The sequence below is a fragment of the Microbacterium sp. JZ70 genome, assembly GCF_053903225.1.
Genome location: NZ_CP096405.1, coordinates 879,334 through 894,794, shown reverse-complemented (window position 1 = coordinate 894,794; position 15,461 = coordinate 879,334). Strand labels below are relative to the sequence as shown.

Here is a 15,461-nt window from a genome sequence, read left to right as displayed (position 1 = left end):
CAACTGCCATCCTGAACCCGTGACCCGTGCGGCTCCACCCCTCACCCCGATGGAACGATGACCCTATGATGAGCACCCCTGCGCCCCTCGACCGCTTCTTCCGCATCACCGAGCGCGGCTCGACCGTCGGCACCGAGATCCGCGGCGGCCTCGTCACTTTCTTCGCGATGTCGTACATCGTGGTGCTGAACCCGCTCATCATCGGCACGTCGGCGGATGGCACCGGAGAGTTCCTCGGCGGCGGCGACGCTCCGAACCTCAGCATGATCGCGTCGGCGACCGCTCTCATCGCCGGCATCATGTCGATCCTCATGGGCGTCGTGGCGAACTTCCCGCTCGCGATGGCGGCGGGCCTCGGCCTCAACGCGGTCGTGACCTACTCGATCGCCGCGATCCCTGGCGTGACCTGGGCCGACGCGATGGGCGTCATCGTGATCGAGGGCCTGCTCATCCTGCTCCTCGTGCTCACCGGGTTCCGCGAGGCCGTCTTCCGAGCCGTCCCGACGCCGCTGAAGACCGCGATCGGGGCGGGCATCGGCCTGTTCATCACGCTCATCGGCCTCGCGAACGCGGGCTTCGTGACCGGCGACGGCGCGACCATCCTCGCCCTCGGCAACCTCGGCACGTGGCCGATCCTCGTCTTCGTCGTGGGGCTCGTCCTCGCGATCGTCCTGCACGCGCGCCGGGTGAAGGGCGCCATCCTCATCTCGATCCTCGTCGCGACCGCGCTCGCGATCCTCCTCGAGAACACCCTCCACATCGGCGCGCGCGGCGACGAGAACCCCGGCGGCTTCAACTCGCCCCCGACGTTCTCGGGCGTCATCGCCGTGCCCGACTTCTCCCTCATCGGGCAGTTCAACCTGCTCGGCTCGGTGCAGAGCATCGGCATCGTCACCCTCGTGCTGCTCGTCTTCACGCTGCTGCTCGCCGACTTCTTCGACACCATGGGCACGATGGTCGCGATCGGCGCCGAGGCGAAGCTGCTCGACGCGAACGGGAACCCGCCGCGCACGAAGCAGATCCTCATCGTCGACTCGCTCGGCGCCGTCGCGGGCGGCGTGGGCTCGGTGTCCTCGAACACCGCCTTCGTCGAGTCGACCGCGGGGGTCGGCGACGGCGCGCGAACCGGCCTCGCGTCGGTCGTCACCGGCATCGCGTTCCTGCTCTCGACCCTCTTCGCGCCGCTCGTCGCGCTCGTGCCCTACGAGGCCGCGGCCCCCGCGCTCGTGCTCGTCGGCTTCCTCATGCTCACGCAGGTCGCCGGCATCGACTGGAAGAACATCGAGGTCGCCCTGCCGGCCTTCCTCACGATCGTCATCATGCCGTTCACGTACTCGATCGCCGACGGCATCGGCGCGGGCTTCATCGCCTACATCATCGTGAAGCTCGCCCGCGGCAAGGTCGGCGACGTGCACTGGCTCATGTGGCTCGTCGGCGCGCTCTTCGTCGTGTACTTCACGATCGAGCCGATCCGGGCGCTGCTCGGGGCGTAGCGCTCACTCCGGCAGCGGCACGCCGTGCGCCTGCGCGCAGTCGACGACCGATGCGATGTAGGCCGCGCGGCGCGCGGGCGTGAGCCACGCGGCCTCGAAGGAGTTGATCGCGAGCCGGGCGAGGTCGGCGGCGGAGAGATCCGCGTGCTCCGCGAGGGCGACGTAGTTGTCGGCGACGTAGCCGCCGAAATAGGCCGGATCGTCGGAGTTGACCGTCACCCGCACGCCCTCGCGCAGGAGCTGGACGATCTCGTCCGCCTTCATCTCCTCGGTCACGAACGAGTTCGACACGGGGCAGGTCGTGAAGCCGAGCCCGCGCTCGCGGGCGACGGCGACGAGCGCCGGGTCCTCGACGATGTTCGTGCCGTGGTCGATGCGGTCGACGCCGATCTCCTCGATCACCTGGCGGATGTGCTCGATCGAGCCGGGCTGGTCGATGTCGCAGTGCATCGTCGTGAAGAAGCCCTCCGCCTTCGCACGGGCGAACACCTCGGCGAACTTCGCCGGCGGGTTGCCGCGCTCGTCCGAATCGAGTCCGACCCCGATGATCCAGGCACGGTAGGGCAGCGCCTCCATGAGGGTCGACATCGCGTGCTCCGCCGTGAAGTCGCGGAGGAAGCAGAGGATGAGCTCGGCCGAGACGCCGAGCTCATCCTGCGCGCGCACGACCGCACGGCGGTAGCCGGCGATGACGTCCGCGAACGGCACCCCGCGGCTCGTGTGCGCCTGCGGGTCGAAGAACATCTCGACGTGGACGACGCCCTGCTCCCTCGCCTTCTGCAGGTACGCCCACGCGAGATCGTGGAAGTCGTCGGCGGTCTGCAGCACGGTCATTGCGGGGTAGTACACGGCGAGGAAGCTCGTCAGATCGGTGAAGTCGTAGCTGGCGACGACGTCCTCGACGGTCTTCTCGGCGAGCGCGATGCCGTTGCGGGCGGCGAGCGCGAACTTCAGCTCCGGCTCGAGGGTCCCTTCGAGGTGGAGGTGCAGCTCGGCCTTCGGCAGGGCGCGCGCGAACGCGCGGAGGTCGGTGGTCATGGGTTCCCTTCGATGCGAGCTCAGGCGCGATCCGCCATGCCCATCCGGGCGAGGACGACGGACTCGACGACGGCCACGAGATTGTAGATCACGAGGGCCGCGGCCGTGACGAGCACGACCGCCGACCACAGGGCGGAGAACTGCGCCTGCGAGCTGTACGCGCCCACGGCTCCGCCGATCCCGCCGCCCACCGCGAGCCACTCGGCCAGCAGCGCGCCCGTGATGGCCCCCGGCACCGAGATCCGCACGGCGGCGAGGAGCGAGGGCAGCGCGCTCGGCAGCGCGACCTTCCGCAGGGCCGTCCACGCCGATCCGCCGTAGACGTGGATGACGTCCCTCATCTGCGGAGAGACCTGCCGCAGCCCGAACACGATGTTGACGAGCGCCGGGAACAGCACGACGATGCCGCCGATCACCGCGACGGTGGCCGCGCTGCGCCCGAACAGGAGGATGATGACGGGCGCCATCGCCACGAGCGGCACCGAGCGCAGCAGCATCGCGAGCGGCATGAGCGCGTGCTCGAGCCCCCGGCTCAGCTGGAACCCGATCGCGACGAGCAGCGCGACGACGAGCCCCGCGACGAACCCGATCGCGGCGTCCTGGAGCGTGGTGACGAGCTGGCCCATCAGCAGCGCACGGTTCTCCGCCGCCTCGGGTGCCGTGACGAGGAAGGTCCAGACGTCGAGCGGCCCCTTCCCGACGTAGGGCGAGACGCCCGTCGCCCACAGCAGGCCCTGCCAGAGGACGAGCACCGCCGCGAGCGTGAGGCCGAAGGTCGCGAGACTCGATCCGAGCGCGCGGAGGGTGGCCCTGCGCGCCTCGCGCCGGATGTCCGCCGCGGCGCCGCCCGCGCTCATGCCGCGCCCTTCGCCCAGGGCGCGACGAGACGCGCCACGACGCCGAGGAGCGCGAATCCGGCGAGCGCGACGAGACCCGACACGAGCGCGAGGCCCCACACGCGCGGCGCGTCGAGGCCCTGCTGGGCGGCGATCATCGCCGGCCCGACGCCCGACTGCACCTTGCCGAAGAACTCTCCGAGCACCGCGCCGAGGAAGGCGGCCGGCACGGCGACCTGGAGGGCGTTCAGAGCGGAGGGCAGCGCCGCGACGATGCGGACCTTTCGCAGCTGCATCAGACGCGAGCCGCCGTAGACGGTCACGACGTCGAGAGCGGATCGGTCGGCGGCCTTGAGACCGAGCAGGGTGCTCACGACGGTCGTGAAGAACACCGACAGCGCCGCCAGGAACACGGCGTTGCCCGCCGGCTGCCCCGCAGGGGGCACCGGGATGATGACGACGAGCACGATGCCGATCGCGACGATCGGGACGCAGTAGGTCAGGATCGCGAGCTGCATCACGAGGCCCTCGAGGCGCGGCACGACGAGCACCGCGGCCGAGAGCACGAGGGCGATGGCGTTGCCCCACAGGTACCCGATGCCGGCCTCGGCGAGGGTGACCGCGAAGTTGCGCGCGTAGAAGTCCCATCCCGCCGCGACGATGCCGACCACGACCTCGGGCGGCGTGGGGACGGCGCGGACGCCGGCGCCCACGCCGGCGAGCGCGGTCTCGGCGAGCACCCACCATGCGATGATCACGCCCACCAGCCCGATCGCGCCGACGAGCCAGGACGGAAGGCGCACGTCCTCCCACGCGATGCGCGCGCCGCGCCCGTCCGGGGCCTGGGCCGCGACCGCCGCGCGCGCGTCGCCCGAGCCGCCGCCCACCCCGTCAGCGCTCATCGTCGCCCCCTCCGAAGAGGAGCTCCGATGCCTGGTCGACGTACGCGTGGAACTCGGGCGTGCGCATGAGTTCGGGGGTGCGCGGCCGCGGCAGGTCGATGTCCATGACCGCCTTGACGCGCCCGGGCCGAGGGCTCATCACCGCGACCTTGTCGCTGAGGAAGATCGCCTCCGAGATGCCGTGCGTCACGAGCAGGGTCGTCGCGGGCTTCTCGGTCCAGATGCGCAGCAGCTCGAGGTTGAGCCGCTGCCGCGTCATGTCGTCGAGCGCGCCGAAGGGCTCGTCGAACAGCAGCACGTCGGGCTTCAGGACGAGCGAGCGCGCGATCGAGACGCGCTGGCGCATCCCGCCGGAGAGCTGCGCGGGGCGCGCCTTCTCGAAGCCGGTGAGGCCGACGAGATCGATGAGCTCGCGCACGTAGTCCCTGTCGACAGCCCGGCCGGCCACCTCGAACGGCAGCTGGATGTTGGCCTGCACGCTGCGCCACGGCAGCAGCGCCGCGTCCTGGAACGCGATGCCCAGTCGGTTCTCGCGGCGCAGGTCCTCTGGGCTGCGTCCGTCGACGAGGATCGTGCCGCTCGTGGGCTCCTCGAGACCCGCGAGGATCCGCAGGATGGTCGACTTGCCGCACCCGGACGGTCCGAGGAGCGAGAGGAACGCTCCCCGATCGGTGTGCAGGTCGGCGTCCTGCAGAGCCACGACGCTGCGGCGCCCCGAGCGGAACACCTTGTTCAGCCCCGTGATCTGCAGCCCGGTCCCCGCCGTCGACGCGGGGATCGCGGGGATGGCCGTGTCGGTCACGTGTGCTCCTTGGGTTGTCGGGATGCCGGGAACGGGCCGGCCGGGTCGGCCGGCCCGGGGGCTGCGTTCAGCCGGCGTACGCCACGAGGTCCGGGTTCTCCTCGTAGACCTCGGCGAGGAGGCTCATGTCGAACAGCTCCTCGGCGGTGACGTCGATGCCCGCCCCCGCAAGGCTCGCGATCGTGCGCTCCTGGAGCTCCTCGCTGATCGTGAACAGGCCGCTCTCCTCGGTGTCCGCCGACACGACCAGCGCGTTCTGCGCCTCGGAGCCCGCGAGCGTCTTCTCCGGGTCGAGGTCGAGATCGGTGCCGTACTCCTCCATCGCGAGGTCGGCGCCGCGCTGCGGGTCGGCGAGCGCGTCGGTCCAGCCGCGGATCTCGGCGACCAGGAACGCCTTGAGCATCTCGCGCTCGGTCTCGATCGTCTCGTCCGTGACGGTGACCGTCTCCGCCACGAACGGCAGGCCGTTGTCGGCGAAGGCGAGGTTGACCGTGTCGAGCCCCGCGAGGTCGAGCGTGATGGCCTCGTTCGTGAGGTAGGCGATGAACCCGTCGACTTCCCCGTTCACGAGGGGCGCGGGGTCGTACTGGACCGGCACGACCTCGACGTCGGCGGGGTCGATGCCGTTGGCCGCGAGGAGCGCCTGGAAGAGCGACGTGTTCGAGTCCTGCACGCCGATCCGCTTCCCGACGAGGTCGGCCGGCGTGGCGATGTTCCCGCCGTCGGCGAGGGAGAGCACCGTGAACGGGTTGGCCTGGAAGGTCGCGCCGATGATCTTGAGCGGGGCGCCCTCGTTCGCGATGACCGTGCCGACCGCGGCGGAGTCGCTCAGCGCGATGTCGACGCTTCCGCTCAGCAGCTCGGCGGTGCCGGTCGAGGGGCCGGGCACGAGGTTCACGGCGTCGAAGCCGGCGTCCTCGTAGTAGCCCTCGCTGTCGGCGATGTACTCGCCCGCGAACTCCTCGTTGAGGATCCAGCTGAGCTGCAGCGAGATCTCGCCGAAGCTCTCGTCGTCGCCGGCGGCGCCGCCGGCGGGCTCGCCCGCGCATCCGGCGAGCACGAGCGATGACAGGGCGACGACCGCGGCGGATGCGCCGAGCCGGGTACGAAGGGATGAAGCGGGCATGCGGGTCTCCATCTGCAGGTGGTGGTGCTCTCGGGTGAGTACTCGGCGACAGTACGGGCCTCAGATTTCGCCGACGTGCGCGCCTGTTGCGCCGGTGTTACGCGGCAGGACGCCGGTCAGCTCGGCTCGGCGCCGCGGTGCGCGACGGCCTCCGCGAGCGCGCGGATGCCGAGCGCGACGTCGCCGCCGAGGACGGACTCGGCCGGATGGTGGCTGATGCCGTCCGCATTGCGCAGGAAGAGCATCCCGACATCCGTCAGCGCGCCCAGCGTCATCCCGTCGTGCCCGGCCGGGCTGAACAGCGACGCCGGCTCGGCGCTCGCGACGCTCGCGCGGATGCCCTCGCGCACGACGTCCTGCAGGAGCGGTGCGCAGAAGAGCGCGGGGGCGCTGTGCACCTCGCGCGCGTGCCAGCGGAGCCGTCGCCTGCCCATGATCTCGTCGAGCTCGCGGGAGATCCGCTCCCACACGCGGTCGCGCGCGCCGTCGAACTCGCCGCGCAGGTCGATGCTCATCCGCGTCTCGCCGGGGATGACGTTCACCGCACCCGGGAACGCCTCGAGCTGCCCGACGGTGCCGATGATGTGGTGCTCCGATGAGCAGATGCGCTCGACAGCGAGAGCCGCCTCGCTGGCTCCGAGGAGGGCGTCGCGCCGCATGTCGTAGGGCGTGCCGCCCGCGTGACGGGCCTCGCCCTCGACGACCACCTGGAACCGCCGCGCCGAGGCGATCGACGACACCACGGCGAGCGGCTCGTCGCGCCGATCGAGCTCGGGCCCCTGCTCGATGTGCGCCTCGAGGTAGCCGACGAGCTGCCCGGGGGCGCGTGCGGCGTCGCGGATGGCGGCCGCGTCCAGTCCGAAGGCGCGGTGCGCGTCGCGGAGCGTGATCCCGTCGGCGTCCTCCAGGTCCCACCAGGCGTCGTCCCAGGTGCCCGCGACGGCCGACGACCCGAGCAGCGCGCGTCCGAAGCGCGTGCCCTCCTCGTCGGCGAACGCCGCCACCTCGATCCCGAACGGGAACGGCGACCGCCACCCGCCGTCCGCCGACGCGACCCGGAGGATGCGCACGACCTCGATCGCCATGAGCACGCCGACGATGCCGTCGAAGCGCCCCGCGTCGATCACGGTGTCGAGATGCGAGCCGAGCATGAGCACGGGCGCGTCGGGATCGGCCGCGGGGAGGAGCCCGAGCTGATTGCCCGCGGCGTCCTGCCGGGTGGTCATCCCGACCTCGCTCATCCATGCGTCGGCGAGTGCGTTCACCCGCGCGTGCTCGGGCGAGAGGTACACGCGCGTGATGGCTCCGCTGTCGGCGCTGATCCGCGCGAGCTCGTCGCAGCGCGCCATGACGCGGCGGGCAGCCGCGGCGATCTGCTCGGTCGAGAGCGCCAGTCGCGAGGCGATCATGCGAGCACCTCCTCGCGCACCGCGGCGCGGAAGACGTCGCCGGCTGCCTCGACCCCGCCGCCCGCAGCGACGGCGACGCCGAAGCGGCGCAGGACCGCCTCGAGCGCCGCGAGCGTGACGAGCACCGCGTCCTTGCGCGCGTTGTAGCCCATCGTGCCGATCCGCCAGACCCGGCCGTGCAACGGCCCGAACGAGGTGCCGATCTCGACGCCGAAGTCGTCGAGCAGCGCCTCGCGCACGGCGTCCGCCGGCACGCCATCCGGGACCTCGACCGCGACGACGTTGTTCATCCGGTGCGCGACATCGCCGAAGACGCCCAGCCCGAGACCGCGGACTCCCGCGAGCATCGCGGCGCCCGACAGCCGGTGCCGCTCGATCACCGCCTCGCGCCCCTCCTCGAGGAGCACGGCCGCGCACTCCCGCGCCGCGTAGAGCATCGAGGTCGCCTCGGTGTGGTGGTTGAGGCGTCGCGGCCCCCAGTAGTCGAGGATCATGCCGAGGTCGAAGTAGTTCGTGCGGACGAAGTCGGCGGCGCTCGCGTCGGCGTCCTCGCGGATGCCCGCCTCGACGCGCGAGCGCGAGCGGATGACCGACACGGCACGCTCCGAGAGCGTGAGCGGCGCCGAGCCGCTGGGCCCGCCGAGGCACTTCTGGAGCCCCGCGGTGGCGGCGTCGACCCCCCAGGCGTCGGCGAGGAACGCGTTCCCGCCGAGCGAGGCCGTCGCGTCGGTGTAGAAGAGCGCGCCGTGCCGCTCGCAGATCGCGCCGATCTCGTCGAGCGGCTGGTTCATCGTCGTTGAGGTGTCGCCCTGGACGAGCGCGAGCACCGCCGGCTTCACGCGCGCGACCGCCTCCTCGATGAGCGAGGTCGGCACCACCTGGCCCCACGGGACCTCGACGACGTGCACCTCGGCAAGCGCGCGCTCCGCGATCTCCGCGAGCAGATGCCCGAACCGCCCGAAGACCGGCACGAGCACCCGGTCGCCCGGGCGGATGAGCGACATGAGCGCCGCCTCGATGCCGGCGCGCGCGGTGCCGTCGACGAGAAGCGTCGCGTCGTTCCGCGTCGCCCACACGCGACGGTAGAGCTCCTGCGTCTCGCGCATCGTCGCGGTCATGAACGGGTCGTACTGCCCGACGAGCTGCGCCGACATCGCGCGCAGGACGCGCGGATACGCCGAGATGGGGCCGGGGCCCATGAGGAGGCGGGCGGGCGGGTCGAGCGGGGCGGTGATCGTCATGATGTGCTGCTTCCGAGTGGGGCGGTCGGGAGGGGACGGCGCGGGCTCACGACACGGCGTCGGCGAGCGCCCGCGCCAGGCGGACGAGGGAGAGGTCGGAGCCGGATCGCCCGATGAGCCCCACCCCGACGGGAGCAGGACCGAGGGCGGACGGGACGGTCAGGAGCGGAGCCGAGATCGAGGGCGCTCCCGCCACCGCGGCGGGAGCCGTGAGCCGGAGGGTGGCGGTGCGGATGGCGTCGATCTCGTCGGGCTCGGCGGTGCGGGACGGCGCGGGGCCGGGGACGACGGGGAGGATCAGCACCGCGTCTCCGACGAGCGCGCGCACGCGCGCGGCGAACGGGCGCAGCTGCTCGCGCGCCGCCTGCTCGGCGAACGGGGTCACCTCCGCCGCGGCGGCGAAGCGGGCGGCGACGGCTCCGCCGAGCGCCCCGGGATGCGCGCCCAGCCACGCCCCGTGCACTCGCCAGGCCTCGGCGGCCTGGACCGTGCGGAACCGCTCGTGGCAGGCCGCGAGGTCGCCGATCGAGACGCGCTCGATCGGCGCGGTGCGGCCGAGCGCCGCGAGCAGCTCCTCGAACGCCTCGCGCACGGCGGGCTCGGCGAGCTCGAGCGCCTCGACGGGGACGCGGAAGCGCCACGGCAGCGGCGCCTCGGCGTCGCCGTCGAGGCACCACGAGGCCACCCGCTCGAGCGTCTCGCCGTCGCGCGTGAGCCATCCGACCGTGTCGAACGCGGGCGCGAGCGGCAGCACGCCGCGTCGCGGGACCCGGCCGTGCGTGGTCCGCAGGCCCCACAGCCCCTGATAGGACGCCGGCACGCGGATGGAGCCCGCGGTGTCGGTCGCGAGGCCGATGTCGGCCTGGCCCAGCGCGACGGCCGACGCGGGCCCGCTCGACGACCCGCCGGGGAGAGCCCCGGGAAGGGCCCCGTTCGGCGGGGTGCCGTAGTGCGCGTTGTCGCCCGCGATCGAGTAGGCGAACTCGTCGGTGCGCGCGATCCCGCGCAGCACAGCACCCCCGCCGAGCAGGGTCGACACGGCGGGCGCGGTCGTCGTGGCGGGCCGCGCCTCGTCGAGGTAGGCGGGATTGCCCGCGCCGATCCTGCTCCCGGCGATCGCGAAGAGGTCCTTGACCGCGAACGAGAGGCCCGAGAGGGGGCCGTCGGCCGCTGCCGGCGCGAGGGGCTCGCCGACCTCGCGCCAGATCGCGCGGTCGAACGCCCGCGGTCGCGCGGAGACGTGCGCCGCGACGATGCGCCATCCTGCCGCCCTGCGGCGCCAGATCTGGGTCTGCAGCCCTCGCCCGCCCGCGTCGAAGCGCGAGACCGAGACGAGCAGGGCCGTCCCGTCGGCGAGCGGGCGGTGCTCGATCCGCTCGATGGCGCGCGGCGCGACTCCGCCCCGCTGCGCGCGGAACGCGCTGATCGCGTCGTGCCCCACGAGGAGGCCGCCCTCGTCTCCGCGCAGCGTGTCGGGGGCGTCGTCGAACCACGCATCGAGCGCATCGAGGTCGTTCGCGACCACGGCCCGCTCGTACGCGTGGAACGCGTCGAGCAGCTCGGCCGGAACCGTCTCGTCGCCCGGGATCCGCGGTGGCGCCTGCACGGCCGTCGCGTCACGCATCGGCGGCCTCGATCGCGGCGAAGTCGGCCTCGCGGATTCGCGCGTGCACGCCACACACGACGTCGACGACTTGCGAGATGTCGAAGTCGACCGCCGCCGACAGGTAGGCGTAGGCGAGATGCTCGTCCATCCCCCATCGCGCCTGCAGGAGCGCGATCGCCTCCGTCGTGCACGCCCGCATCGCCGCGTCGAGATCCGGGTCGAGGCCCGTCGGGACGAGGTGGTCGGCCGTGCGCACGAGCGGGCCGGCGATGCGTCCGAAGGCGCGCTCGGCCGCGGCGGCGGGCACGACGTCGAAGCGGAGGGTCGCCCGCAGCGAGGCCTCGAGCGCCGTGAGCGCGACCTCGCCGTCGCCCTGCGCGAAGTGGGGGTCGCCCACGTACGCGAGCGCGCCCTCGACCTGCACGGGGAGGTAGAGCGACGAGCCCGCCGTCAGGAGGTTGATGTCGATGTTGCCGCCGTGCGCACCGGGTGGGACCGAATGCGCGCGCTCCGGCCCGGCCGGCGCGACGCCCATCGTGCCGAGGAACGGCGCGAGCGGGAAGACGACGTCGCGCGCTCCGCCCTCGGTCGCGGGGAGCGCTCCGACGAGGCGGCCTGCGCGCTCCTCGACCGGGGCGAAGACGCTGACCGTCCGGCCGCTGCGCGGCAGCACGCCGGGCAGCGCCCCCTTGCCGTGTCGATTCGAGATGACGCCGTACGGAACCCGCGGCTCGAGCGCGACGACGGTGATCCGGAGGAGGTCGCCCGGCTGCGCGCCCTCCACGCGGATGGGACCGGTGACGACGTGCGGGCCGTCGGCGACGGGGTCGCGCGACACCGATGCGGCGATCGCGACCGCGTCGTCGAGGACGGCGCCCGCGGGGACGCCGTGCTGCGCGAAGAACGCGACCGGGTCCTGGCCCTGGTCGGGCAGCAGCCCCTCGTGGCTGACCGTGTCGACGATGATCGTCTCGCCCGACGTGATCGTGAGGACGGGCTCGTCCTCACCGCTCGGGAGCCGCCCCCACCGCACGGTCTCGGGCGACGACGGCAGGTACGTCGCGCCGTCGGGCAGGCCGCGACCGGGCTGCAGGATCGGGATGTCGGCGAAGCGCGCCGGCGCTGCGGCCGCTCCGAACCGGTTCCGCTCAGCGGTGTCGATGGTCATGCGCTGGCCTCCGTCAGGGTCGCGGTCGTCGTGGGGGCGAGCACCTCGTGCCCGCGTCGTGCGCGCAGTCCGGTGCCGTGCGCGTGGATGAGCTCGCCGTGCAGGTAGGTCTCCCGGACGATCCCGCGCAGACGCGCGCCCTCCCACGGCGACATGGGGTTCCGGTAGGCGAGCGATGCGGCATCGAGCACGTACTCGGCCTCGGGGTCGAACACGACGAGGTGGGCCGGCGCTCCCGGAGCGATGCGGCCGCGGTCGCCGAGGCGCACGAGGTCCGCTGGCCCGGTCGTGAACGCCGGCAGGATGGCCTCGAGCGGCAGGTCCCGGCGGCGCGCCTCGGTCCACACGGCCGACAGCCCGGTCTGCACACCCGCGATCCCGCCCCACGCGAGCCCGAGGTCGGCGACGCCCTTGAGATCGAAGGTCGCGGGCGAGTGGTCGCTCACGATCGCCGCGATCGTGCCATCGAGGACGCCCGCCCACAGGGCGTCCTGGTTCACGCCGTCTCGGATCGGCGGGCAGCACTTGAAGCGGCCCTGGCCGTCCGGCAGCTCCTCGGCGCGCAGTGTCAGGTAGTGCGGGCACGTCTCCACGGTGATGCGGACGCCGTCGGCGCGGGCCGCGCGCACGAGGTCGAGCGCCTCCGCGGCCGAGACGTGCACGATGTGCACGCGGGCCCCGGTCCGCCGGGCCGCCTCGATCACAAGGCGGATCGCCTCGACCTCCGCGCGAGGAGGGCGGGATGCCACGAAATCGGTGAACACGGGGCCCGCGGCGTCGGACAGGTGCTCCTCGAGCTCGGCGTGCGCGATGAGCAGGCCGTCGCGCGCGGCGAGCTCGGCGAGAGCCGTCTCCAGCTGAGCGGCGTCGAGGTGCCCGAACTCGTCGATCCCGCTCGGGGCGAGGAAGCACTTCACCCCGACGACCCCCGCGTCGAGCAGAGCGCCGAGGGCGCCGAGGTTCTCGGGCACGGCGCCGCCCCAGAACGCGACGTCGACCGCGAGCTTGCCGACCGCGGCCCGACGCTTCGCGGCGAGCGCGGCGGGCGTCGTCGTGACGGGCACCGAGTTGAGCGGCATCTCGACGAGCGTCGTCACGCCGCCCGCCGCGGCCGCCGCCGTGCCGGTGGCGAAGCCCTCCCACGCGGTGCGCCCCGGCTCGTTGAGGTGCACGTGGCTGTCGACGAGGCCAGGGAGCAGCACCTCCGCGTCGGCGAGCACGACCTCGGCGTCGGGGTCGTACGGCTCCACGCCGGCCACGCGGCCGTCGGCGATGCGCACGGTGGCGGCCGCGAAGGCGCCGCCCACGAGCACGCGCCGCGCGGCGATGGCAGAGACCGGGCCGCTCATGCGGTCACGCTCCCCGCGACAGCCGCGTCGCGCGCCAGGGGCTCGCGGTGCGGCGGCGTCGCGTACTCGTCGCGCTTGCTCGTGCCCACGCCCATCCGCGCCATCGCCGAGACGAGCCCGACCGCCGCGGCGACGCCGTCGACGACCGGGACGCCCACGCGCTCGGACAGGTGCGCACAGAGGTCGGCCATGCCTGCGCAGCCGAGCACGACGGCGTCGGCGCGGTCCTCCCACGCGACGCGCTCGCACCACGCGGCGATGCGCTCGACGGCCGCGGGGTCGGCCTCCTCGAGGTCGAGGACGGGGATGCCCGTGCCGTAGGCGGCGACGCACGCGCGCTCGAACCCGTAGCGGAGCACGAGGTCCTCGGCGCGGCCGAGCGTGCGCGAGAGCGTCGTGACGATCCCGAAGGTCCGCCCGGTGAGGGCGGCGACGTGCATAGCGGCCTCCGCGATGCCGACGACGGGTGCGTCGACGAGCTCGCGCGCGGCGTCGAGGCCGGGGTCCCCGAAGCACGCGACGATGTAGCCGTCGCTGCCGCCCGCCGCCTGGTCGCGCCGGATGGCGTCGACGACCGCGGCCGCCGCGTGCACCTCGTCGAGGTGGCTCTCGATCGCGGCCGGGCCGTCTCCCTCCGCGGGGCACACGGCGACGACCTCGACGTCGGGGGCGGCCGCCTCCCGGGCCGCGGCGGCGATCTTGGCCGTCATGGCCCGGGAGGTGTTGGGGTTGATGAGGGTGATGCGCATCAGCGGACCTGGGCGTCCTCTTCTTCGTCGGAGGCCGCGAGCGCGGCCTCGGCCTGCGCGACCGCCAGCGAGGCGGTCGCGGTGTCGGGGTACTCCTCGAGCACGTCCTCTGCCGTGCCGTCGGAGACGCCGGCGGTCTCGCCGTCGAACACGGGGACGGTCGGGCGGGCGCGCTCGAGCAGCGTGAAGATGGCGAAGCCGAGTCCGCACCCGATGAACCACGTGAAGTCGCCGATCGCGCCCCACGCGGGGTCGATCGCTCCCGCGAACACGAGGGACTTGGGCACGATCGCGAGGAGGATCGTCGGCACGCCCGCGCCCGCGACCGCCCACAGCGCGTTCGGGTTGTAGCCGCGGCGATACCAGTAGGCGCCCTGCTCGGACATCGTGTACATGTCGTCGACGCGGATCCGCTGACGCGCCACCACGTAGTACCCCGCAATGAGGATGCCGAAGAGCGGGCCGATGAGGGCCGACAGGATGCCGAGCGTGTAGTGGATGGCCTGGTCGTTCGCGTACCAGTTCCAGGGCGTGAGGAGCACCGACCCGACCGCCGCGATCATCCCGCCCATCCGCCACGAGATGCGGTGGGGCGCGACGTTCGAGAAGTCGAACGCCGGCGAGATGAAGTTCGCGACGATGTTGATGCCGACCGTGGCGGTGACGAAGGTCAGACCGCCGAGCAGGATGGCGAACCAGTGGTCGATGCGCTCGACCGTGTGGATGGGGTCGGTGATGAGCTCGCCGAAGACCGGCACGGTCGCCGACGCCGTCACCACCGTGAGGATCGAGAAGAAGAGGAAGTTGACGGGCAGGCCCCAGAGGTTGCCGCGCTTCACGGCGCGGAAGCTGCGGCCGTAGCGCGCGAAGTCGCCGAAGTTCAGCATCGGCCCCGAGAAGTACGACACGACGATCGCGATGGCGGAGAGCATGACGGGGATCGAGGCCCACAGGTCGAGGGGCTCGCCGCTCGAGAGGTCGAGGCTGATGTTCTCCCAGCCCGCCTGGCTCACGAGATACACCGCGAGGACGATCATCACGACGTACACGGCGGGGCCCGCGAAGTCGATGAAGCGGCGGATGGCCTCCATGCCGTTCCAGAAGACGGCGGCCTGCGCGACCCAGAGGATCGCGTACGAGATCCATCCGAGCGCGTCGAGGCCGAGGAAGCTCGGCTCGAGGAGCGCGGCCGACGCCGGGATGAACTTGAGGAAGACGATGGTGAGGGACTCGGCGGCGAGGTACGTCTGCACCCCGTACCAGGCGATCGCGATGACGCCGCGGACGATGGCCGGGATGTTCGCGCCCTTGACCCCGAAGAGGAAGCGGTTGACGACGGGGTAGGGCACGCCCGTGCGCTGGCTCGGCTTCGCGACGAGGTTCGTGAAGAACTGGACGATGAGGATGCCGACGACGAGAGCGACGAGGACCTGCCAGCTCGCGATGCCGAGCGCGAACAGGGAGCCGGCGGTGACGTAGCCGCCGACGGAGTGCACGTCGCTCATCCAGAACGCGAAGATGTTGTAGCTCGTCCAGCGCTGGCGGCGCAGCGGGGCGAGGTCCTCGTTGGCGAGGCGGGGGTCGTAGCCGGGGCGCATGTTGCCGGAGCCGACGGGGTGGCCCGCGGCCTCCACGACGTCCTGCGGCCGGGTGGGGGAGCTGCTCTGCGACACGATGGTGCCTTTCGAGAGGAGGATGCGGTGTCGGTGGTGCTCCGGCCGATGGAGGCTTGCCGGACGAGA

General features: G+C 72.7%; 13 protein-coding genes. 1 reads left to right on the top strand and 12 read right to left on the bottom strand.

Annotation, left to right across the window (positions count from 1 at the left end):
- Window positions 1–68: 68 nt before the first annotated feature.
- Entirely contained in the window at window positions 69–1,493 is a 1,425-nt protein-coding gene (locus M1D46_RS04010) for an NCS2 family permease (RefSeq protein WP_456287149.1), read from the top strand.
- Between the two features lie 3 nt (window positions 1,494–1,496).
- On the opposite strand, the gene add is transcribed toward M1D46_RS04010, so the two are convergent.
- The 12 genes from add to M1D46_RS03950 form a co-directional block, all read right to left on the bottom strand.
- Entirely contained in the window at window positions 1,497–2,531 is a 1,035-nt protein-coding gene (gene add, locus M1D46_RS04005) for an adenosine deaminase (RefSeq protein ID WP_324012911.1), read from the bottom strand.
- A 20-nt stretch (window positions 2,532–2,551) separates the two neighbouring features.
- A complete protein-coding gene (locus tag M1D46_RS04000; protein WP_456286690.1) occupies window positions 2,552–3,388 on the bottom strand; it encodes an ABC transporter permease in 837 nt (278 codons plus the stop codon).
- The gene (locus M1D46_RS03995; RefSeq protein WP_456286689.1) at window positions 3,385–4,269 is read right to left on the bottom strand and encodes an ABC transporter permease; all 885 of its coding nucleotides are present in this window, start codon (window positions 4,267–4,269) and stop codon (window positions 3,385–3,387) included. Before M1D46_RS03995 ends, M1D46_RS04000 begins: the two co-directional genes overlap by 4 nt.
- Window positions 4,259–5,071 (bottom strand): ABC transporter ATP-binding protein, encoded by an 813-nt coding sequence (locus M1D46_RS03990; RefSeq protein ID WP_421074995.1) that lies wholly within the window; start codon window positions 5,069–5,071, stop codon window positions 4,259–4,261. The genes M1D46_RS03995 and M1D46_RS03990 overlap by 11 nt, the downstream gene beginning before the upstream one ends.
- Window positions 5,072–5,138: 67 nt before the next feature.
- Window positions 5,139–6,197: an ABC transporter substrate-binding protein gene (locus M1D46_RS03985; RefSeq protein WP_456286688.1), complete on the bottom strand. Its 1,059-nt coding sequence runs from the start codon at window positions 6,195–6,197 to the stop codon at window positions 5,139–5,141.
- 116 nt (window positions 6,198–6,313) lie between these two features.
- Window positions 6,314–7,606, bottom strand: coding sequence for an allantoate amidohydrolase (locus M1D46_RS03980; protein WP_456286687.1), 1,293 nt, complete (start codon window positions 7,604–7,606; stop codon window positions 6,314–6,316).
- A complete protein-coding gene (locus M1D46_RS03975; protein ID WP_456286686.1) occupies window positions 7,603–8,847 on the bottom strand; it encodes a pyridoxal-phosphate-dependent aminotransferase family protein in 1,245 nt (414 codons plus the stop codon). The genes M1D46_RS03980 and M1D46_RS03975 overlap by 4 nt, the downstream gene beginning before the upstream one ends.
- A 46-nt stretch (window positions 8,848–8,893) precedes the next feature.
- Window positions 8,894–10,471, bottom strand: a complete 1,578-nt coding sequence (locus M1D46_RS03970; protein ID WP_456286685.1) for an AtzH-like domain-containing protein — start codon at window positions 10,469–10,471, stop codon at window positions 8,894–8,896.
- Window positions 10,464–11,621: an acetamidase/formamidase family protein gene (locus M1D46_RS03965; RefSeq protein ID WP_456286684.1), complete on the bottom strand. Its 1,158-nt coding sequence runs from the start codon at window positions 11,619–11,621 to the stop codon at window positions 10,464–10,466. The genes M1D46_RS03970 and M1D46_RS03965 overlap by 8 nt, the downstream gene beginning before the upstream one ends.
- On the bottom strand, window positions 11,618–12,970 hold the full coding sequence (gene allB, locus M1D46_RS03960) for an allantoinase AllB (RefSeq protein WP_456286683.1): 1,353 nt from the start codon (window positions 12,968–12,970) through the stop codon (window positions 11,618–11,620). The genes M1D46_RS03965 and allB overlap by 4 nt, the downstream gene beginning before the upstream one ends.
- Window positions 12,967–13,719 (bottom strand): aspartate/glutamate racemase family protein, encoded by a 753-nt coding sequence (locus M1D46_RS03955; protein WP_324012927.1) that lies wholly within the window; start codon window positions 13,717–13,719, stop codon window positions 12,967–12,969. The genes allB and M1D46_RS03955 overlap by 4 nt, the downstream gene beginning before the upstream one ends.
- Window positions 13,719–15,392, bottom strand: a complete 1,674-nt coding sequence (locus M1D46_RS03950) for an NCS1 family nucleobase:cation symporter-1 (protein ID WP_282979273.1) — start codon at window positions 15,390–15,392, stop codon at window positions 13,719–13,721. The genes M1D46_RS03955 and M1D46_RS03950 overlap by 1 nt, the downstream gene beginning before the upstream one ends.
- Window positions 15,393–15,461 lie beyond the last annotated feature (69 nt).

What these genes read in the sequence shown, in the direction of transcription:
- M1D46_RS03985 (WP_456286688.1), bottom strand. Translation starts at nt 6,197, where the DNA reads ATGCCCGCTTCATCCCTTCGTACCCGGCTCGGCGCATCCGCCGCGGTC.
- M1D46_RS03955 (WP_324012927.1), bottom strand. Translation starts at nt 13,719, where the DNA reads ATGCGCATCACCCTCATCAACCCCAACACCTCCCGGGCCATGACGGCC.
- M1D46_RS03980 (WP_456286687.1), bottom strand. Translation starts at nt 7,606, where the DNA reads ATGATCGCCTCGCGACTGGCGCTCTCGACCGAGCAGATCGCCGCGGCT.
- add (WP_324012911.1), bottom strand. Translation starts at nt 2,531, where the DNA reads ATGACCACCGACCTCCGCGCGTTCGCGCGCGCCCTGCCGAAGGCCGAG.
- M1D46_RS03975 (WP_456286686.1), bottom strand. Translation starts at nt 8,847, where the DNA reads ATGACGATCACCGCCCCGCTCGACCCGCCCGCCCGCCTCCTCATGGGC.
- M1D46_RS03970 (WP_456286685.1), bottom strand. Translation starts at nt 10,471, where the DNA reads ATGCGTGACGCGACGGCCGTGCAGGCGCCACCGCGGATCCCGGGCGAC.
- M1D46_RS04010 (WP_456287149.1), top strand. Translation starts at nt 69, where the DNA reads ATGAGCACCCCTGCGCCCCTCGACCGCTTCTTCCGCATCACCGAGCGC.
- allB (WP_456286683.1), bottom strand. Translation starts at nt 12,970, where the DNA reads ATGAGCGGCCCGGTCTCTGCCATCGCCGCGCGGCGCGTGCTCGTGGGC.
- M1D46_RS04000 (WP_456286690.1), bottom strand. Translation starts at nt 3,388, where the DNA reads ATGAGCGCGGGCGGCGCCGCGGCGGACATCCGGCGCGAGGCGCGCAGG.
- M1D46_RS03965 (WP_456286684.1), bottom strand. Translation starts at nt 11,621, where the DNA reads ATGACCATCGACACCGCTGAGCGGAACCGGTTCGGAGCGGCCGCAGCG.
- M1D46_RS03995 (WP_456286689.1), bottom strand. Translation starts at nt 4,269, where the DNA reads ATGAGCGCTGACGGGGTGGGCGGCGGCTCGGGCGACGCGCGCGCGGCG.